We start from the raw sequence: 19,424 nt of genomic DNA on the forward strand, positions 1-19,424 counted from the left end.
TGACTTGCTCATTTGCTTTTTGATAGTGTGTGCTCACTTAAAATTTAACGTTGGCGCTTTGTTTTGTTCAGTTTTCAAAGAGCAATTTGTTCGCCATCTCTCTTAGCGACTTTAATATCTTAACATCTTATTACCACTTCGTCAATAACTTTTTTCAAAAAGTTTTTATCATTCTTTTTCAAACGCTTTGACGTTGCAGCAACTTTTATAATATACCAGCGTATAAATCAATAGTCAATAGGTTTTTTGAATTTAATTCACTTTTAAAATTTCATGATTGATTTCACTTGGATAAATTCAATTTTCCCTTCATATACATTAGGATTTCCTCCTCGGTGCCCACCCTTTTAAACAGCCTGAAAAGGATATTATATTTCTCGTTTATTGCCCTTTTGACTATGTGGTCGATTCTTTCATCCTGCAAATCGAATAGTATTTCATCCATCTCTCTTTTTAAAAGGTACTCCAATTCCATCTTTTCTTTGTCATTGATCAATAAGCCGAGCATGGTTCACACCTCCATCAGACATCTTTCCCCATTCCCATCAATTTTATGAATTTTCAACCCGTTTTTTTGCATAACAATAATCCTCGCGCATAAATTTGAAGACAAGAGTACTTTGGACAAGGGGATGGATTAATGAAATTTTTCATGGTGCTTCAAGCCAAGAACATCAAGTATTATTCGTTAATTTTGCTTACCGCACTTTTTACCGCTTGGTTTCTTTTTGTACAAAACATTCTTCATGCTCCCGTTTTTTCAACGGAAGATGGGCCAAAAGCGGTTTATAAAGGGGAAAAGAATGTTGCGATCACGTTCAATATTGGCTGGGGTGATGAGAAAGCAGCTCCGATAATAGAGACATTAAAAAGAGAAAAGATTGAATCGGCCACTTTTTTCCTTTCGGGATCTTGGGCAGAACGCCACCCTGACATAGTAGCTGAAATTGTGAAAGAAGGATATGAAATCGGCATGCTTGGTTACGATTATAAGGATTATACCGAAATGGAAGATCAAGAAATCATCCGGGATATTTCTAAAGCCCAGGAAGCATTCAAAAAACTTAATGTAAAGAATATAGAACTTTTACGCGCTCCCACCGGCCACTTTGATAAACGACTCTTGAAGATCAGCGAGAAATTCGGATATACCGTTGTCCATTGGAGTATCGATTCGAAGGATTGGACCAATCCAGGTGTGGATCGGATCGTACAGAACATCACCAAGGCCCAAAAAGGGGATATCATTTTATTACATGCTTCAGACTCAGCAAAACAAACGAATAAAGCATTACCGGAGTTATTAAGTGAACTTCGATCAAAAAATTTAAACTTCGTTAACGTCTCAGAGATGATTTCCAATTCCTCGGCAAGCAGTGAGGAAGTCCACTGATGAAAAAAATGCGTACTAATGGTCTCCTTAAACCTTTAGTACGCATTTTTTATGTTTTGACTTCATTATGTAAGGTCCGGCTTTCATATGGGTTAGCTTCCTTTACCTAATTGACCGGCTTTCATCTTTCCCTTTGCTGGAGTTTGCTTGCGCCCTCTCCTATCGGCCAATTCCTTTTGTGAAATTTCAATCAATTTACCAAGGACCAATAATTGATACGCATTGCAAACTAGCAATGGAAACAGCATGAAGTAAAGCCAGCCTTCATCATTGGTTTTCAGGACAGGTACCCATTCCAAAACCGTGACCACAACCATGAAAAACAAGGCCGGTATGAAAAACTGTTTATTCGTTTGTTTCATTTTGAAATAAGCGGTAATAAGCCCTGCGGCCAATACAACCAATGCTAACACGATATACGAACTGATTCCCTCGCCTGAACCAAAGCTAAGATATCGCAGGTAAACAAGGTCGAATACAACAAAAAGAATGAGTACAAGTTGAACGGCATTCCATAAGGAAGCGCTTTTAAATATCCCCAGACCAAAACGATGTATCGTTAAATAGGCAAAAAAGCCGGCTTGGCTTATGACACTGAAAATTAATCCAACACCGAATAACCAAATAAAAGTTGATAGGATGGCACTGACTTCAAATGAAGAAAAATAAGGCTTAAACTCACTCCATCGAGCCAAGAAACCTACAACTCCGCCAGTTACGCCACCAATAAGCAATGTTGTTAAAAACAATTTAACTAAATTACGGCTGTTCATTGTTTTCCTCCATACATTTCTATTTCATTTCCTTAATTGTACCAACCAAATTTGGAAAAATCCACTTATTCCACCAAGGAATAATATCGCCGATTGGAACCATATTAACAGTAAGAAGGATGAAAGGGGCCCTGCGTATGAGAGTGGGAGTTGCTTTGCTTTTCACGTCATTCTTACTCGTTTGTTCCGGTTGTGCCCAAAATGGAGCAGGCGCAGAAAAAATGGAGTACGAAGAGACAAAGAAAATGGTCGTCGATATCTTGAAGACAGATGATGGAAAAAAGGCCATCCAGGATATCATTACTGATGATAAAACGAAAGCTGAACTTATTATGGATTCGGATGCCATTAAGAAATCCATTGAAGATATGGTCACTTCAGATAAAGGGAAGGAATTTTGGAAAAAGACATTCAATGATCCTGAATTTGCTTCCGCTTATGCTAAAGCATTAGAAGACGAACATAAAAAGATATTGAAGGACTTAACTGCTGATCCTCAGTATCGTGGAATGCTCATGGAAATAATGAAAGAACCGGATATGGAAAAAGAAATGAATAAATTATTAAAAACCAAGGAAATGCGATCGGTTTATAAAGAGCTGATCATCGAGACCATGGAGAGCCCTCTCGTCCAAGCGAAAATGCAAGAGAAATTGGATAAAGCAGCCACAAAAGCTGCCGAGAAGGAGAAAAAGTAAAAAAATGCAAGAAGGCTGATTCCCAATCGGAATCAGCCTTCTTTTAATGCAGTTTTTCAATGACCTTTTTAGCAATATCTTCGTAAATCCCGCCAAGCCTATGGTCCGCTGCGTAAATGGATGGAGCAAAGTCCTCTTCGTTCCAATCTGGCTGTTGCAGGGGAAGTTGACCTAAAACTTCTGTACGAAGCTCTTCTGCAAGCTTCTTTCCGCCGCCTTTTCCGAATACATATTCTTTTTCACCGGTCGTTTTACTTTCGAAAAATGACATATTCTCTATGACACCAATGACTTCATGTTCTGTCTTGATGGCCATGGCACCAGCTCTTGCAGCAACGAAGGCTGCAGTCGGATGCGGTGTCGTAACAATGATTTCTTTACATGAAGGGAGCATCGTATGTACATCCAATGCAACATCGCCTGTACCCGGCGGTAAGTCAAGGACCAAATAGTCCAAATCTCCCCATTCCACTTCATTAAAGAAACTGTTAAGCATTTTACCCAGCATCGGCCCTCTCCAGATGATCGGCGCGTTATCCTCTACAAAAAAGCCCATTGAGATAACTTGGACGCCAAACCGTTCTACAGGAATGATTTTTTCCCCGCGAACAACCGGTCGTTTTGTTATCCCCATCATATCAGGTACGCTGAATCCGTAAATATCGGCATCAACCAGTCCGACCTTTTTGCCTAGACGAGCAAGTGAAGTGGCTAAATTCACTGAGATCGTAGATTTTCCCACTCCGCCTTTACCACTGGCGATCGCGATGAATTGTGTCTTACTGTTAGGTCCAAGCAAACCTTGGTCCGCCTCACCCTGGGGAATGCTTTCACGATGCTTGGCTAATTCCTCTTCTGAAAGTTCCGTGAAACGGATGCCTACCGATTCCGCTCCGTTCGTTTTCAGCAAGTCCACAACTTCGGATTGCATTTGCATTTGCTCGGCAGTCCCCGTTTTCGCAATCGCAAGTTTAACGCTTACATGATTCTTTTCAGGTTTTATTTTGATTTCTATAATTCCATTTGTCTCTTCAAGGTTTTTATGTAGAAAAGGGTCTTTAAGATCCTTTAATAAATTCAGTACTTTCTCTTCTGTTAACAAGTCGAGCACCCCTTTGAATTTTATTTTCCCATTTTTCAGTATAACATATTACCGAAAGAAAACTTATTATCTGCCTTGCATGCGAGACCAGATTATTTCGCCATGATAAAAAGGCCTTGTACCTTACAAGACCCCGACATCACTCGTCATCCGATAGTTTTTCTTCTGTGAAGTACCGTAAAATCCCCATATAAATTGAACTGGCAATCTTTTCTTGGTATTTATCGCTGATAAGGCGTTCCCTTTCCTCAGAATTGGAAAGAAAGCCAATTTCCACAAGCGCTCCTGGTTTCTTAGCATAATTCAACAAATACACATGATTGATCGTTCTTGCATCACGCTTTGTATTTTCCAGGTTTCTGATGATTTCAGTCTGAATGAATTTAGCGACCTGTTCATTTTCCTCAAACCTGCTTGTATAAAAGGTTTGGGCACCTTTAGATGACGCCGATGGAAAAGAGTTCAGATGAATGCTTAAGAATAAGTCCGCTTCCGAATCATTGATCATTTTAACCCGATTCCGTAAGTCCTCCTGTTTTCGCTGGCGGATTCCCTTTGTATTACCCTGTGCCAGATCCTCATCCTTCTCACGGGTCATGATGACAAGTGCACCTTGTTCCTGCAAATAGTCCCTGACCTTTAATGAAACGGAAAGGGCAATTTCCTTTTCCATTATCTCTTGTACATTTGCCCCGCCGTCCATTCCTCCGTGACCCGCATCAAGAATGATGACCTTCCCTGCCAACGGGAGGTTCCAGGAGTCCCAAGAATCATCTTCAACGAATTTAAAAGTCACAATTAAAAAAAGGACAAACAATCCCATAGCTATTCCTGTATACTTCAGCTTTCTGCGCATGACCGTTCCCCTTCCATGATCTCTCTACTAAAAAGTATGGGACAAACCATGGAATTAGAACAAGGAATGGGATTTTGCCTTCTTAATGCAGTTTCATTTTATATCGTTTTTCTCCAGTCTTAAAACCGTCCAGCCACCAATCGCCTACAAATCCTTCACAACAATAAAACAATCCTTCATCGAAAGCGTTATTCGCTGTAACTTCCCGCCAATACAAAATAAAGTTAAAAAGAGTATCGACCAAAAACTTCTCTTCCTTCCAGCACCTGGACCTTACATCATCTTCCGACTCCCCATAATAGCCAAACTTACTATAGTTCGCTCCTAATAAATAAGCCTCGATGGCAACATCGAAGTAGCCTTCCTCCAAAACATCCATCAAATCCTGTCCGAAATAACGCTGAATCCTCCCCTTCATATCCTCGATAGAAAGTTCCCTGAGCAACCTGCGTTCGAACTTCAATTGCCTTTCCCTTTGCATCTCCTGTAAACCTAATATCACAGCCATAATTCACCTCCGGGGCAATTCCCCATTTCCCAAAATTATTTCCCAAGACATAATTTAGTTTTAGCGTTCTATTTTGAACCATTCATTTATTCCATTGGCAAAAATTAATGAGGATAGGTTCGGCAGGTAATTGAAATGCCTATCCTAGGCTATCTTCCATAAGAAGCTTAAAAGGACAGCCCAAACATTCGAGATGAAGTTTACTCGCAGAAAAAATTGATACTATCACCCGTAACCCGTCACTTTAGGATGCTACCCGAGGCAGACCTTGCGACTTGGGTAGCTCACTGCGCATGTCTTACATTGATCACAACTGATTATTCATGTCGTGTTCTTTTAAATTCAAGCCAGCTTTGTTATGTATCGATAAAAAGGACATCCTTGGGAAATGGATGTCCTTATCTAACATGATATTACATTTTATAATAGCGAATTTATTTAATACACACCTACTTGCCAGGATGAACTGCCAGAGGTTCATAAAGCTTTGTACAATATCCAGTTGATGGTGCAACACAAAGTTGGTATGGCTTCCTATATTCGTTTCATTTTATATCTGTCCAGCCCTTTTCTTTAATCGGCCAGCTAGCGGCACGACGATTATTCCGGCTATTACGACCTGCATTACGTTTCCGGGGATGGAGCCGAATGGCTGGATCCAGTTACCGTAAAGGATAACTTCAGTAAAATAATAGCCCACGATTTTTATGATCAATGCAACAGCAACGGCCAAAGTGTATACAAGTTCTCTTTTGCCCGGTACCCTTTCGGATATTAGGCCTGCTAGAAAGCCCATTGTTCCAACGATGACGAATGTAAACGGTGCCCATGCTGCCCACCCGGAGAAAAGATCGAAGAAGGCCATACCGAAGGCACCTGCTATCGCCCCTGTTTTTTTCCCATATACCAGTGCTGCTATAAAAAGGGGAACGTTGCCCAAATGGACCAGGCCGCCGTTACCCATTATCGGAAGCTTGATGTTGATGAACATTGTCGCTACAAGGGTTAACGCAATGAATAGTGCATTGATGACCAAGGCTTTTGTTTTAGTTGTTTCAATCGGTGAGTATGTTGAATTCATATGAAGTCCTCTTTCTTTTTTTAAGTATTATCATACTCCTAAACAAAGACTTAATAAATATCGATTTTACAAATAATTCTGTATTCCACAAATAAACTCATGTGTATACAAATGGGACCTACCATCCCCAACATCCGAAGCACCCTCCCCACGGCGTTAAATAAGGATTTATATCATGACACAGAAGGTTCATGGGGCGTGATGCGGCCATTCATTCTAACGGATTAAGAATCATTGCACTCTGTACATTAAATGAATTTGATTGGCAATATAATCTGAACTAAAATGAAGCCCCTTTCTTAACCACCATATTATAATGCCTGCCAAAGATGCCGTTTTAATGTCAATATCAACATAATCAGCAGGTAAATCCTTCTTGGTATTCTTCCTTCTTATTTCTACTAACTGCTTTAATAATGAAAACAATTGTTCTTCAAACTGATTCGTTTTAAATAAAATAAGTAAATAACTTCGATGGATATATAAATAATCAAGCAATTGTGTCAGCTGTTGTTTTTCCGATAAGTCTTTTGCATGCATTAAAGCAAAAATTTTCTCCGATAGCTCATTTAGAATCTCGTCGGTGATTTGCGTTAGTAAATCTTGAATATCCTGAAAATGCAGGTAAAATGTTGTCCGATTCAGCCCTGCTTTGGCTGCGATTTCCCGGACCGTTAAATTTGAAATGATGGGGTCCTCGCATAAGAGAGCAATTACCGCATTTTTAAACATTTCCCTTGAGCGAATTGTACGAGGATCTTCTTTTTTAGATATAGACATTTTAATCTCCTTTATAGATTTTCTTTAACTTTCTCAACAGCATATATTTCTATGTCGATTAGTGAACATTTTCAAGAAAACTGTTCATGGTAAGTAACATATATTTTTGTTACCATCGATTTTATCGACACAGTGTTGAGAATGCAAGCCAAAAATGAAGGGGTTTACGAATGGACATAACTGAAAGAAATAAAAAAGTTTTATTAATTGTGCTGATTGCCGGTTGTTTTTTATCAACATTGAATCAGACTTTATTAAATGTCGCATTGAGCGGTTTAATGGAAGTATTTCATGTAACGGCAGCAACTGTACAATGGTTATCTACAGGGTTTATGCTAGTGAACGGTGTTTTAGTGCCAATCACTGCCTTTTTAATGCAACGGTTTACAACAAGACAGCTTTTTATTAGCTCGATGTTCTTTTTGTTCATCGGCTCTGTACTTTGCGCATGTGCGGGGAATTTTGGCATGCTGTTAACGGGCAGAATGATTCAAGCAATCGGTGCCGGGATTATTATACCTCTAATGATGACGGTAATTTTATATTTATATCCTAGCGAAAAGCGCGGAAGCATCATGGGGACGATCGGCTTTGCGATAATTTTTGCCCCGGCCATAGCCCCGACCTTATCTGGTTTTATCATTGAATATGTTTCATGGAGATGGCTATTCATTGGGTTAATCCCATTCTTACTGATCGTCATCGTTCTAGCGTTCAAATACTTAATGAATGTTGCAGAGACAACAAAAGCAAAATTGGATATCACAAGTGTCATTTTATCAACGATTGGTTTCGGCTGTATATTATTTGGATTTAGTAGCGCAGGAAGCAAGGGATGGAATGACCCCGTTGTCATCACTGCAATAATCGCCGGAATGATCGTGTCGACTCTTTTCTGTTTGCGTCAAATGAAATCGAGCGAACCACTATTAAATTTAACTGTATTCAAGTATAAAGTTTTCACGCTTACATCCTTCATCAATGTACTAATTACGATGATCATGTATGCGGATTTAATCCTTTTGCCAATCTACTTGCAGAATGGACGAGGTTTTACAGCATTTGAAGCAGGTTTACTGCTATTACCAGGAGCTGTGATCAATGCCTTCTTATCCCCTGTCACAGGTAAAATGTTTGATAAATATGGTGCTAAGCCACTCTTTATTACAGGTTTGGTATTCATCATTGTTTCGATGTGGGGAGTCATAGATATAAGCGACTCAACGCCGTATATCTATATCATGGTTCGTACCATAATATTACGAGTTGGTTTGAGCTTCATTACCATGCCATTAAATACAGCAGGGTTGAATGCTTTACCAAGAGAATTGGGTTCCCATGGTTCAGCTGTAAATAATACCATTCGCCAATTGTCAGGTGCCATCGGGACAGCAGTTATCATCACAGTATATACCATGCAGGCAACATCACATGCCACTGAGCTATCAATGGAAAATGAAAACAATACAGCTATACAACTAGAGGCATTAGCTTCCATTCTTGGCTCAAGCGATGCCTATGTTTTCATGCTGGCCTTATCTTTTGTCGCATTAATAATTGCATGCTTCATGCCGAAAAGAGCCGCAATCAATAAAGGTGAAGGTGAATCTCAAAACTAAGATTGTTAACTGAAGTAGTTAAAATAAAGCATATCCGGGAGATCACGGATATGCTTTTTAATATTCCAGTCAAAAAAAAAGCCCCCAACCAATATGGTTGAGAGCCTTTCGAAACGGTAATAGAATTAACGTTTTGAGAACTGAGGTGCACGACGTGCGCCTTTAAGACCGTATTTTTTACGTTCTTTCATACGTGGGTCACGAGTTAGTAAACCAGCAGTTTTAAGAGATGGACGGTATTCTGGATCAACTTGTAGCAATGCACGAGCGATACCGTGACGGATTGCTCCAGCTTGACCAGTATATCCACCACCGCTAACATTTACTAGAACGTCGTAATTTCCAGTAGTTTCTGTTGCAACTAGTGGTTGGTTAACAACTTCACGTAATGCTGCAAAAGGAATGTATTCATTGATGTCACGACCGTTAATAACGATGCGACCTTCGCCTGGTACTAAACGTACACGAGCTACTGAGCTCTTACGGCGACCAGTACCATAATATTGAACTTGTGCCAAGATAGTAACCTCCTTAGTAATTATCCGCGTAATTCGTATACTTCTGGTTGTTGAGCAGCGTGTGGGTGCTCAGCTCCAGCGTATACGTGTAATTTTTTGTAGATTTGACGACCAAGAGAATTCTTTGGAAGCATACCTTTGATAGCAAGTTCAAGCATTCTCTCAGGGTAGTTTGTACGCATTTCAAGAGCAGTTCTAGTTTTAAGACCGCCTGGATGCATAGTGTGACGGTAATAAATTTTGTCAGTCAATTTTTTACCAGTCAAATGGATTTTTTCAACATTGATAAGAATTACATGATCACCAGTGTCAATGTTCGGTGTAAAAGTTGGTTTATGTTTACCACGTAAGATGGATGCTACTTCAGTAGAAAGGCGACCCAAAGTTTTGCCTTCAGCGTCAATCACATACCATTTACGTTCTACTTCATTAGCTTTCGCCATAAATGTCGTACGCATGGTTAACCTCCTAAAAAACTTTTTAATTTTTTATATTTATTTTCAATCACAATAAACTTCCGGGGCTTATCGTGGGATTAAAATACATACCATATTATATTAACTTCTCCCAGATTCATTGTCAAGGGAATGTTACACTAGGATAAGTTGTCTATAAAACACTCTCTGCAACTCCAGGAAAAGCTCAGTATCGCATCAAACCGCTCCATTACTGATTTCAGCCCATTACCCATTTGTAAAAAAACTGGTATCACTTTGAAAATATTTTTATTTGTAAAATACTTTCCATAAATACAAGCCTTGGGCAGGTGCTGTTTTCCCTGCAAAGCTGCGGTCCTTTTTGTCCAAAATCCCGCTCATATCTTGGGGTGACATCTTGCCGCTGCCGACATCCAGGAGCGTCCCAACCAAGATACGCACCATATTATATAAAAAGCCTTCGCCAACGAAGCGGAAAACCAGGAAATCATCGCTCTCTTCAAAATCCATTTCTTTTATGGTTCGAACTTTATCGACCACTTCCGTTTTTGCCGAACAAAAACTTGTAAAGTCATGTGTCCCTATCAAATAGGAGATTGCTTCCCTCATCGCCTTCACATTTAACGGGTACGGATAATGATAGGCGTAATTCCGCTTAAACGGATCCCGCAGTTTCGAACGGGCTACGATATAACGGTACTCTTTCCCAGTGGTATGGAACCTCGCATGAAAATCGTCAGGCACGATATCGACTTCCAGAGCGATGATATCGGTCGGAAGAAGCGCGCTGAACGCCTTTATCCAATTTTCAGTAGGGAATGTAAGGGGTGACTCAAAGTGAAGTACCTGCCCCTTTGCATGGACCCCAGAATCTGTCCTGCCTGAAGCAGTCACTTTTATAATTGTGCCTTTATGCATTTGGGCCAAGACTGCCTCGAATTCACTTTGTATGGTGCGTTTCTCAGGCTGCACCTGATAGCCAGCAAAATCCGTGCCGTCATAAGCGATCACACATTTATATTTTGGCATAGTTCTCTTCCTTATTATGAACGTAATAAAAATAACATGACCGTTAGAACACCTATTGAGACCATCAAAAGACTATCACTCGTCTTCCAGTTCAATTGGCGATATTTCGTGCGGCCTTCCCCGCCACGGTATCCTCTTGATTCCATGGCAGTTGCCAATTCCTCGGCCCGTTTGAACGAACTAACAAATAAAGGAACCAGCAGAGGTACAATCGATTTAACTCTGTCCTTTATCGGGCCAGAAGAAAAATCAACGCCCCTTGCAGTTTGGGCCTTCATGATTTTTTCCGTTTCCTCCATTAGCGTTGGGATGAATCGAAGGGCAATGGACATCATCAATGCCAGTTCATGTACAGGCATCTTCCACTTTTTCAAAGGTCCCAACAGCTCTTCCATCCCGTCTGTAATGGAAATCGGGGATGTCGTCAAAGTTAAAAGTGACGTAACAAGGATTAGTAAAGTAAATCTAATGGATATGAAAAAACCTTGAATCAAACCGCCTTCATAGATTTCAAACCACCCGTATTCAAAAAGCAATTCCCCTTCCTTCGTAAACAATATATGGAGAAGGAATGTAAATACGATCAAGAAAAAAATTGGCTTCAACCCATTATAAAGATAACGAAGCGGTATTTTGGAAAGACTGATCAAAAGGATGGTGAATACAGCAAGCAAACCGTAAGAAACGACATTATTCGCCAAAAAGACGACACAAACAAACAGGAACACGAGGAGCAGTTTAGCCCTTGGGTCCATCTTGTGCATCAATGAATTCGCAGGGACATAACGCCCGATAATCATTTTATCCAGCATCAGCGGTTCCCCCGTTTCATGGCTTTATCTATTTCTATCGCTAAATCACCAATATTAAGACATGGATGATCAAATCGAACACCAAGTTCCTTCTGGAGCTTTAGCTGAAAGCGGACCGTATCAGGAACATCCAGGCCTAGCTCCATTAATTGTTCCGGCTCTGAGAAAATTTCCTGGGGGGTTCCTTTTTTGAACACCGTACCCTTATGCATGATAATGATGTCATCCGCGTACTTGGCTGCATCCTCCATGCTATGGGTCACCAGAATCGTTGAAATGCCCCTTGCTTTATGGAGCTCATAAAACATATCCATGATTTCTTTGCGTCCTCGCGGATCCAGTCCCGCTGTGGGCTCATCAAGGACCAATACTTCCGGCTCCATGGCAAGTACCCCAGCGATGGCCACCCGTCGCATTTGTCCGCCGGATAAGTCGAATGGAGACTTCTCAAGAACTTCCTCATTCAATCCGACTTGCGCAATGGCTTTCCTGGCCAGTTTCTTTGCATCGATTTCAGAAACGCCAAAATTCATAGGACCGAAACATATATCCTTTTCAACCGTTTCATCAAATAACTGATGTTCCGGAAACTGAAAAACAATTCCGACCTTTTGTCTTATTGGCCGCAAAGCCTTTTCTTTTCTTCCGGCTTCAATCGTCCGATCCCCAATGAAAACCCGACCCTTCGTCGGTTTTAAAAGAGCATTCAAATGCTGCAGTAGCGTGGATTTCCCGGACCCTGTATGCCCGATGATTGCGGTATAGGTTCCCGGCTCCATTGAAATATTGACATCATGAAGGGCTAGATGTTCAAAAGGAGTATTCACCTGATAGCGGTATTCTACATCATCGAGTGTAATTCGCATAAATCCTTCACCAACTCTTCCTCTGTCAAATGCCCATCAACTACACGAACACCATTTTTTTGTAACTCCTTGGTTAGTTTCACTGAAAAGGGAATATCCAGACCAAGAGCAATCAATTCTTCCTCTAACTCAAAAATATCCTGAGGCGATCCTTCACGATATAACCGACCTTGGTTCATGACTATCATTCGATCAGCTTTCGCAGCTTCCTCAAGATCATGGGTGATTGATATGACAGTGATCTCGTTTTCCTGTTTTAATTCCCTAACTGTTTCAAGCACTTCTTCACGGCCTCTTGGGTCAAGCATGGAGGTTGCTTCATCTAAGATGATTATGTCTGGCTGCAAGGCTATTACACCCGCGATGGCCACTCTTTGCTTTTGACCGCCGGATAGATGGTGCGGCTCTTGATTAAGAAAGGCATTCATCTTAACCTTATTTAACGCACCATGAACACGCTCCACCATAACCTGCTGAGAAACACCGGCGTTTTCTAAACCAAAAGCCACATCATCCTGAACTGTAGTGCCTACAAATTGATTATCTGGGTTTTGAAAAACCATGCCAATTTTCTGGCGTACATCCCAAACGGATTCTTCTGTCAAAAGTTGATCATTAATCGTAATGGTACCTGAGTTAGCGAACTGAAGGCCATTCAATAACTTCGCTAATGTCGACTTGCCAGAACCATTATGTCCGACAATCGCTAGCCACTCCCCTTGATGAATATCAAAAGAAACATCATCCAAGGCGTTTCGAGACTGACCCTCATATTTAAAAACAATATTATTTAAAGAAACCAGCTTCTTCACCATGTGGCCCTCCTCATCCTCGACTGCACTCGCCTAAACTAATCTCTGCTCACTCAATATAAAAATAGTAGTTTTTCCTTCTGAAAATATAAAAAAACGCTGCACCCCTTCCACCGAAAGAATTTTCGGTAAATTAAGAGCAGCTAACAGCGGGCCTGTTACGAAAAACAGGTTATCTTATAATCGCTTATCAAAAGCGGGAAGGGATGCTTGAGCTAGACGTGAAGGCTCCCCGTATGTACAGGTTCCGCCAGCCATCGTAACACTCAATGCGAATTTCTAAAGTACAGAATTTCTATTAAAAAAAAGAAAAAGGGCATAGAACAAGTGAGTATATTCATTTGTCCCGCCCTTTTTCATCGTTGTTATTAAACTAATTCAATAACCACGACTGGTGCACCGTCACCGCGGCGTGGACCAACTTTCATGATACGAGTGTATCCACCTTGACGTTCTTCATAACGTGGAGCCACGTCACTGAATAGTTTTTGAAGGGCATCTGTGCCATTCTCAGCGTCAGCGATTTCGTTACGGATGAAAGATGCAGCTTGACGGCGTGCATGCAAGTCACCACGTTTACCAAGAGTGATCATTTTATCTACTACAGAACGTAATTCTTTTGCACGTGCTTCAGTAGTTTCAATGCGCTCATGGATAATAAGATCCGTAGCTAAATCACGAAGTAATGCTTTACGTTGTGCGCTAGTGCGTCCTAACTTTCTGTAACCCATTAGAGATTCCCTCCTTTGTTGAAGTTCTATATTGTGTGTCAATAACAAGGCTCACAACATAATGGATTGATTCCGCCATGTTATCAGTCGTCTTTACGAAGACCTAAGCCTAATTCTTCTAGTTTCGCTTTCACTTCTTCAAGTGATTTACGACCTAGATTACGTACTTTCATCATATCTTCTTCCGTTTTATGAGCTAGCTCTTGAACGGTATTGATTCCAGCACGCTTCAAGCAGTTGTAAGAACGAACAGAAAGGTCCAATTCTTCGATCGTCATCTCAAGAACTTTTTCTTTTTGATCTTCTTCTTTTTCAACCATGATTTCAGCATTTTGAGCTTCATCGGTTAAACCAACAAAGATATTTAAATGCTCTGTTAAAATCTTAGCTCCAAGTGCTACCGCTTCTTGCGGACCAGTACTGCCATCAGTCCAAACATCAAACGTTAACTTGTCAAAGTTAGACAACTGTCCAACACGTGTATTTTCAACTTGGAAAGATACGCGTGAAACCGGAGTGTAAAGAGCATCGATTGGAATTACACCAATTGGCTGGTCTTCTCTCTTGTTTTGAACAGCAGGAGTGTAGCCGCGGCCGCGACGTGCAGATAAACGCATACGCATATGACCGTTTTTACCAATTGTAGCAATATATAAATCCGGATTAAGAATTTCTACATCACTATCATGAGTGATATCAGCAGCCGTGATGACTCCGTCACCCTGAACGTCAATTTCCAGCGTCTTCTCTTCATCAGAGTAAATCTTAAGAGCTAGTTTTTTCACATTAAGAATGATAGATGTTACATCTTCCACGACGCCTTCAATTGTTGAGAACTCATGTAGCACTCCATCAATTTGTATAGCTGTGACAGCAGCACCTGGGAGTGAGGATAAAAGGATACGACGTAAGGAGTTACCCAATGTAGTACCATACCCACGCTCTAGTGGCTCTACGACGAATTTACCGTACTTGGTATCGTCGTTGATTTCAACCGTTTCGATTTTTGGTTTTTCTATTTCGATCATCAATAAACCCTCCTTCAAAACGTCAAAACCCCGGCAAGTAAACGAAGTCACTTAAACCGAAATTCCCCATGTATACGTTCCCGCTGTGCGCAACAACTGAAAATTAATCCTCTGTAAGAACGCAAACTCAGTATTATATCCCATTATTGACAGGAATACAAAATCTATACAGAAAAATTAAACACGGCGACGTTTTGGTGGACGGCATCCGTTATGTGGAACTGGAGTTACATCTTTAATTGCAGTTACTTCTAGGCCAGCAGCTTGAAGTGCACGAATGGCAGCCTCACGTCCAGCACCAGGTCCTTTAACTGTAACTTCAAGAGTTTTCATACCATGTTCAATTGATGTTTTAGCAGCTGTTTCAGCAGCCATTTGTGCAGCAAATGGAGTGGATTTACGAGATCCACGGAATCCTAGAGCTCCAGCACTTGACCAAGAAATAGCATTACCATGAGAGTCAGTGATCGTAACGATAGTGTTATTGAAAGTTGAACGAATATGTGCAATACCAGTTTCTATATTCTTTTTCACACGACGTTTACGTGTATTAGTTTTACGTGCCATGAAAAGTAACCTCCTTTACTAATTATTTTTTCTTGTTAGCTACAGTACGACGAGGTCCTTTACGCGTACGAGCATTGTTTTTTGTATTTTGACCGCGAACAGGAAGACCACGACGGTGACGTAAACCACGGTAAGAACCGATTTCCATTAAACGTTTGATGTTTAGGGAGATTTCACGACGAAGGTCGCCTTCTACTTTAAGCTTGTCAATGATATCACGAATTTTGTTCAATTCGTCTTCCGTTAAGTCACGAACGCGAGTTTCTTCAGAAACGCCTGCTTCTGCAAGAATCTTGATCGCTGTTTGTTTTCCAATACCATATATATATGTTAATGAGATAACAATACGTTTGTCACGGGGAATATCTACTCCAGCAATACGTGCCATGCTTGAGTGCACCTCCTTCTATTTAGCCTTGTTTTTGTTTATGTTTAGGGTTTTCGCAAATAACCATTACTTTACCTTTTCTGCGGATAACTTTACACTTTTCGCAGATTGGTTTGACTGATGGTCTGACTTTCATTGCTATCTAACCTCCTTATACAGATCGGAGCGTAACCGGATTATTTGAACCGGTATGTGATTCTGCCGCGAGTTAGATCATACGGGGAAAGCTCAACCGTAACTTTATCTCCAGGCAAAATGCGAATAAAGTGCATACGAATTTTACCGGATACATGAGCTAAAACAGTATGACCATTTTCTAATTCTACCTTAAACATTGCATTTGGCAAAGTCTCTTGTACTGTGCCTTCTACTTCAATTACATCATCTTTCGCCATTAAAGTGATTCTCCCTTCTCTATGCGTGAACCTATTAAAGGTGCACATCTTTCCGTCAACATTACTACAGTCCAATTATCCTCATAAGTCTTACAATTCTGCATCAAGTATTCACCATTTTGTAGAACCAGGCTTTAACTGAGGACCTTTATCAGTTGGACCGAAATGAGGATTTTATGGGTCCTCATGTAAGTCTTGACCGATTCCGTGACCGACATACTCTCGAAATAGAGAAGCAATTAGTCTCGACATAGGTTTGAATAGCATGGGAGATGTTTGAAAGGCGCACGCCTGACATAGCTTCTTTCAACCCTCTATATCACGACTCTTTAGGAATCCCAATAGAGTCACTGCATTTCTTCATCAATTTTGCCGACCGGATATGTCCATGAAGATCACTTAAAAAGTAATCGCCCAATTCAGGGAATACCAAGTACAAGAACCTGATTAATAAATGTGCGAATGCTCTCGCGAAATCCATTATACCCTTTGTATTATAGGAATGCACCAAGTTTAACTAGTAAGTTATAAAAATGGTATGAATTTCATAAATCAATACATATGATTAATTTTGTAAAGCACCAAGCAACACATCGATATCTTCAAATACCTTATTAATATCTTGCTGTCCGTTAATGTTGACCAAGTAACCTTTGTCTCCGTAGAAATCAAGAAGTGGCTTGGTTTGTTTCAAATTCACATCTAAGCGATTTTGAACCGTTTCAGCATTATCGTCGGCACGTTGATATAATTCTCCGCCGCAGCGGTCGCATACATCATCTTTAGCAGGAGGATTGAATACAAGATGGTATGTCGCACCACATGATTTGCAAATACGACGTCCTGTCAATCTTTCCATTAAGATGCTTTTATCAACATCGATATTAATGACAAAATTCATATTGCGATCTAAATCAGTTAGAATGCTTTCAAGTGCCTCTGCCTGTGCCACAGTACGTGGAAATCCATCAAGCAAAAATCCTCTTAGGCAGTCTTCCTTGCTTAAACGCTCACGTACGATGCCAATGGTAACTTCATCAGGTACCAATTCGCCTTTGTCCATGAATGATTTCGCCTTTAGACCTAGGTCTGTTCCATCTTTGATAGCTGTTCGGAACATATCTCCAGTAGAGATATGAGGGATATTATATTTTTCTACGATTTGTTCAGCTTGAGTGCCTTTACCAGCACCCGGCAGACCCATTAACACTAGATTCAATTTTCTTCCCCCTCAAACTCTATAATGGGTAAAGGGAACAAGCCGTTCCCAAAACTCATTACTTTATAAAGCCTTTATAGTGTCTCTTCACAAGTTGTGATTCCAGCTGCTTCATCGTATCAAGGGCAACCCCGACTACGATCAGCAAACTGGTACCACCAATCTGTGCAGATTGAGGCAGATCAGCAAGCTTAATGAAAAATACCGGTAAAACGGCAATGATGGCCAAGAATATCGAGCCTACAAACGTCAAACGGTATAAAACACGTGTTAAATATTCTTGTGTACTCTTACCTGGACGAATCCCCGGCACATAGCCACCTTGCTTTTTCAAATTCTCAGCCATTTGTTCTGGATTAACCTGAATGAAAGCATAAAAATACGCAAAAGCAATGATAAGAGCAACATATATGATCATACCAATTGGTTTGGTGTAATCAAGATTTGTTGAAATCCAGCTAGTCACGCTGTTCTTTCCAAAGAAAGAAGCGATTGTAGTGGGAGTAATGATAAATGCCATTGCAAAGATTACCGGAATAACCCCCGCAGCATTTACTTTCAATGGTAAATGAGTAGACTGGCCACCCATTTGCGTACGACCTACCGCAGCACGTTTCGCATACTGAATAGGAATTTTACGTAATGCCTGCTGAATGAAGATAACAGCAACCACGATTGCTAATACTGCTAAAACAATGAGGATAATCGTTATGATTCGTAAGAATAATTGATCCCCGGCATTTTCAAATTGCTGTGCGTAAATCTGATTTGCCGTAGTAGGCAAACTAGCTACGATACCAGCAAAGATAATGATGGAAATCCCATTACCCACACCCTTAGCAGTGATCAGCTCCCCTAACCACAAAAGAAAAGCTGTTCCTGCCGTTAAGACAGTCGCAATAAGCAAGTATGTTGCAATCCCAGGATTTTCAATCAACTGTCCACCTGACATATTATTGAACCCATAGGACATACCAACTGCTTGGATAAATCCTAGGATAATAGTGAAGTAACGAGTAAATTGAGCTAATTTACGGCGCCCTGCTTCCCCTTGTTTAGACCATTCAGTGAACTTAGGAACAACATCCATCTGTAACAGCTGAACGATGATGGATGCCGTGATGTACGGCATGATACCCATCGCTAATATGGAAAAGTTTTGCAGTGCCCCACCGCCAAAGGTATTTAAAAGCCCGATGACGCTCAGCTGGTCCTGTTCAGCGAGAAAATCGGCATTCACATGCGGTACAGGTATAAATGTACCGATGCGATAGACGATTAACATTAGAAGGGTAAAAATAATCTTATTCCTTATTTCACCCACGCGCATAAAATTGGAGATCGTGCGAAACATTAGATCACCTCTGTATTACCGCCAGCAGCTTCGATAGCTTCTTTAGCAGTAGACGAGAATTTGTGAGCTTTAACAGTAAGCTTTTTCTCAATGCTTCCTTTGGCAAGAATCTTGATTCCTGCTTTTTCTTTACTTACAACCCCAGTCTCAAGTAAAAGAGCTGGTGTTACTTCAGTACCGTCTTCGAAAAGATTCAACGTATCAAGGTTTACGATAGCATAGTCTTTACGGTTGATGTTGGTAAATCCACGTTTAGGTAAACGTCTGAATAGAGGAGTTTGACCCCCTTCAAATCCAAGACGCACACCGCCGCCGGAGCGAGCGTTTTGTCCTTTGTGTCCTTTACCTGCTGTTTTACCGTTACCAGATCCAATACCGCGACCTTTACGTTTACGTTCTTTACGAGAACCTTCTGCAGCTTTTAACTCATGAAGTTTCATGTTGGCACCTCCTTGTTA

Annotated in this window: 25 protein-coding genes and 1 pseudogene; 3 read left to right on the forward strand and 23 right to left on the reverse strand. The window is 40.8% G+C overall.

The annotated features are described in order from the left end of the window. Positions 1–283: 283 nt before the first annotated feature. A complete protein-coding gene (locus J7I90_RS18875) occupies positions 284–508 on the reverse strand; it encodes a hypothetical protein (protein ID WP_214773318.1) in 225 nt (74 codons plus the stop codon). A gap of 132 nt (positions 509–640) precedes the next feature. Between J7I90_RS18875 and pdaB the strand changes: the two genes are divergently transcribed. Next, positions 641–1,393 carry a polysaccharide deacetylase family sporulation protein PdaB gene (pdaB, locus tag J7I90_RS18880; RefSeq protein WP_214773319.1) on the forward strand — a complete coding sequence of 251 codons (753 nt, stop codon included), beginning with the start codon at positions 641–643 and terminating at the stop codon, positions 1,391–1,393. Between the two features lie 92 nt (positions 1,394–1,485). On the opposite strand, the gene J7I90_RS18885 is transcribed toward pdaB, so the two are convergent. Further along, positions 1,486–2,166: a KinB-signaling pathway activation protein gene (locus J7I90_RS18885; RefSeq protein ID WP_214773320.1), complete on the reverse strand. Its 681-nt coding sequence runs from the start codon at positions 2,164–2,166 to the stop codon at positions 1,486–1,488. Positions 2,167–2,303: 137 nt separating this feature from the next. On the opposite strand from J7I90_RS18885, the gene gerD reads away from it, so the two are divergent. Next, a complete protein-coding gene (gene gerD, locus J7I90_RS18890) occupies positions 2,304–2,864 on the forward strand; it encodes a spore germination lipoprotein GerD (RefSeq protein ID WP_214773321.1) in 561 nt (186 codons plus the stop codon). 43 nt (positions 2,865–2,907) lie between these two features. Here gerD and J7I90_RS18895 read toward each other — a convergent pair whose 3' ends face one another. The 5 genes from J7I90_RS18895 to J7I90_RS18915 form a co-directional block, all read right to left on the reverse strand. Next, positions 2,908–3,966, reverse strand: a complete 1,059-nt coding sequence (locus J7I90_RS18895) for an Mrp/NBP35 family ATP-binding protein (RefSeq protein ID WP_214773322.1) — start codon at positions 3,964–3,966, stop codon at positions 2,908–2,910. 139 nt (positions 3,967–4,105) lie between these two features. Continuing rightward, positions 4,106–4,822, reverse strand: coding sequence for an N-acetylmuramoyl-L-alanine amidase CwlD (gene cwlD / locus J7I90_RS18900; protein ID WP_214773323.1), 717 nt, complete (start codon positions 4,820–4,822; stop codon positions 4,106–4,108). A gap of 82 nt (positions 4,823–4,904) precedes the next feature. After that, entirely contained in the window at positions 4,905–5,330 is a 426-nt protein-coding gene (locus J7I90_RS18905) for a DUF2521 family protein (RefSeq protein ID WP_034304952.1), read from the reverse strand. 550 nt (positions 5,331–5,880) lie between these two features. Then, positions 5,881–6,411 carry an ECF transporter S component gene (locus J7I90_RS18910; protein ID WP_214773324.1) on the reverse strand — a complete coding sequence of 177 codons (531 nt, stop codon included), beginning with the start codon at positions 6,409–6,411 and terminating at the stop codon, positions 5,881–5,883. Positions 6,412–6,642: 231 nt separating this feature from the next. Continuing rightward, positions 6,643–7,191, reverse strand: coding sequence for a TetR/AcrR family transcriptional regulator (locus J7I90_RS18915; RefSeq protein ID WP_214773325.1), 549 nt, complete (start codon positions 7,189–7,191; stop codon positions 6,643–6,645). Positions 7,192–7,361: 170 nt separating this feature from the next. Between J7I90_RS18915 and J7I90_RS18920 the strand changes: the two genes are divergently transcribed. Further along, entirely contained in the window at positions 7,362–8,810 is a 1,449-nt protein-coding gene (locus J7I90_RS18920; RefSeq protein WP_214773326.1) for a DHA2 family efflux MFS transporter permease subunit, read from the forward strand. Between the two features lie 125 nt (positions 8,811–8,935). Here the strand turns inward: J7I90_RS18920 and rpsI are convergent, their stop codons facing one another. From rpsI to rplO, 16 genes and pseudogenes are all read right to left on the reverse strand, one after another. Next, the gene (gene rpsI, locus J7I90_RS18925; protein WP_034304957.1) at positions 8,936–9,328 is read right to left on the reverse strand and encodes a 30S ribosomal protein S9; all 393 of its coding nucleotides are present in this window, start codon (positions 9,326–9,328) and stop codon (positions 8,936–8,938) included. A 20-nt stretch (positions 9,329–9,348) separates the two neighbouring features. After that, positions 9,349–9,786 carry a 50S ribosomal protein L13 gene (gene rplM, locus J7I90_RS18930; RefSeq protein WP_034304960.1) on the reverse strand — a complete coding sequence of 146 codons (438 nt, stop codon included), beginning with the start codon at positions 9,784–9,786 and terminating at the stop codon, positions 9,349–9,351. A 267-nt stretch (positions 9,787–10,053) separates the two neighbouring features. Continuing rightward, positions 10,054–10,794, reverse strand: a complete 741-nt coding sequence (gene truA, locus J7I90_RS18935; protein ID WP_251025378.1) for a tRNA pseudouridine(38-40) synthase TruA — start codon at positions 10,792–10,794, stop codon at positions 10,054–10,056. Between the two features lie 14 nt (positions 10,795–10,808). Further along, positions 10,809–11,606, reverse strand: coding sequence for an energy-coupling factor transporter transmembrane component T family protein (locus J7I90_RS18940; protein ID WP_048677921.1), 798 nt, complete (start codon positions 11,604–11,606; stop codon positions 10,809–10,811). Further along, positions 11,606–12,472 (reverse strand): energy-coupling factor ABC transporter ATP-binding protein, encoded by an 867-nt coding sequence (locus J7I90_RS18945; protein ID WP_214773327.1) that lies wholly within the window; start codon positions 12,470–12,472, stop codon positions 11,606–11,608. Before J7I90_RS18945 ends, J7I90_RS18940 begins: the two co-directional genes overlap by 1 nt. Further along, positions 12,448–13,287 (reverse strand): energy-coupling factor ABC transporter ATP-binding protein, encoded by an 840-nt coding sequence (locus J7I90_RS18950; RefSeq protein ID WP_034304970.1) that lies wholly within the window; start codon positions 13,285–13,287, stop codon positions 12,448–12,450. The genes J7I90_RS18945 and J7I90_RS18950 overlap by 25 nt, the downstream gene beginning before the upstream one ends. Before the next feature lie 365 nt (positions 13,288–13,652). Then, positions 13,653–14,015 carry a 50S ribosomal protein L17 gene (gene rplQ, locus J7I90_RS18955; RefSeq protein ID WP_034304973.1) on the reverse strand — a complete coding sequence of 121 codons (363 nt, stop codon included), beginning with the start codon at positions 14,013–14,015 and terminating at the stop codon, positions 13,653–13,655. Positions 14,016–14,098: 83 nt separating this feature from the next. Next, a complete protein-coding gene (locus tag J7I90_RS18960; RefSeq protein ID WP_034304976.1) occupies positions 14,099–15,043 on the reverse strand; it encodes a DNA-directed RNA polymerase subunit alpha in 945 nt (314 codons plus the stop codon). Positions 15,044–15,220: 177 nt separating this feature from the next. Next, on the reverse strand, positions 15,221–15,610 hold the full coding sequence (gene rpsK, locus J7I90_RS18965; RefSeq protein WP_028390438.1) for a 30S ribosomal protein S11: 390 nt from the start codon (positions 15,608–15,610) through the stop codon (positions 15,221–15,223). A gap of 22 nt (positions 15,611–15,632) precedes the next feature. Beyond that, on the reverse strand, positions 15,633–15,998 hold the full coding sequence (gene rpsM, locus J7I90_RS18970; RefSeq protein ID WP_034304978.1) for a 30S ribosomal protein S13: 366 nt from the start codon (positions 15,996–15,998) through the stop codon (positions 15,633–15,635). Positions 15,999–16,020: 22 nt separating this feature from the next. After that, complete coding sequence (gene rpmJ / locus J7I90_RS18975) at positions 16,021–16,134, reverse strand: 50S ribosomal protein L36 (RefSeq protein WP_003156543.1); 114 nt, start codon at positions 16,132–16,134, stop codon at positions 16,021–16,023. Between the two features lie 40 nt (positions 16,135–16,174). After that, complete coding sequence (gene infA / locus J7I90_RS18980; RefSeq protein WP_028390440.1) at positions 16,175–16,393, reverse strand: translation initiation factor IF-1; 219 nt, start codon at positions 16,391–16,393, stop codon at positions 16,175–16,177. Between the two features lie 42 nt (positions 16,394–16,435). Further along, positions 16,436–16,887: pseudogene (locus J7I90_RS27505) on the reverse strand (M24 family metallopeptidase); the annotation flags it as partial. 71 nt (positions 16,888–16,958) lie between these two features. Continuing rightward, positions 16,959–17,612 carry an adenylate kinase gene (locus J7I90_RS18990; RefSeq protein ID WP_048677894.1) on the reverse strand — a complete coding sequence of 218 codons (654 nt, stop codon included), beginning with the start codon at positions 17,610–17,612 and terminating at the stop codon, positions 16,959–16,961. Between the two features lie 58 nt (positions 17,613–17,670). Continuing rightward, positions 17,671–18,966: a preprotein translocase subunit SecY gene (gene secY, locus J7I90_RS18995; protein ID WP_034304981.1), complete on the reverse strand. Its 1,296-nt coding sequence runs from the start codon at positions 18,964–18,966 to the stop codon at positions 17,671–17,673. Further along, on the reverse strand, positions 18,966–19,406 hold the full coding sequence (gene rplO, locus J7I90_RS19000; RefSeq protein WP_034304982.1) for a 50S ribosomal protein L15: 441 nt from the start codon (positions 19,404–19,406) through the stop codon (positions 18,966–18,968). The genes secY and rplO overlap by 1 nt, the downstream gene beginning before the upstream one ends. Positions 19,407–19,424 lie beyond the last annotated feature (18 nt).

Origin of the sequence: Bacillus sp. ISL-57 (assembly GCF_018613135.1) — a bacterium.
Lineage (GTDB): Bacteria > Bacillota > Bacilli > Bacillales > DSM-1321 > Peribacillus > Peribacillus frigoritolerans.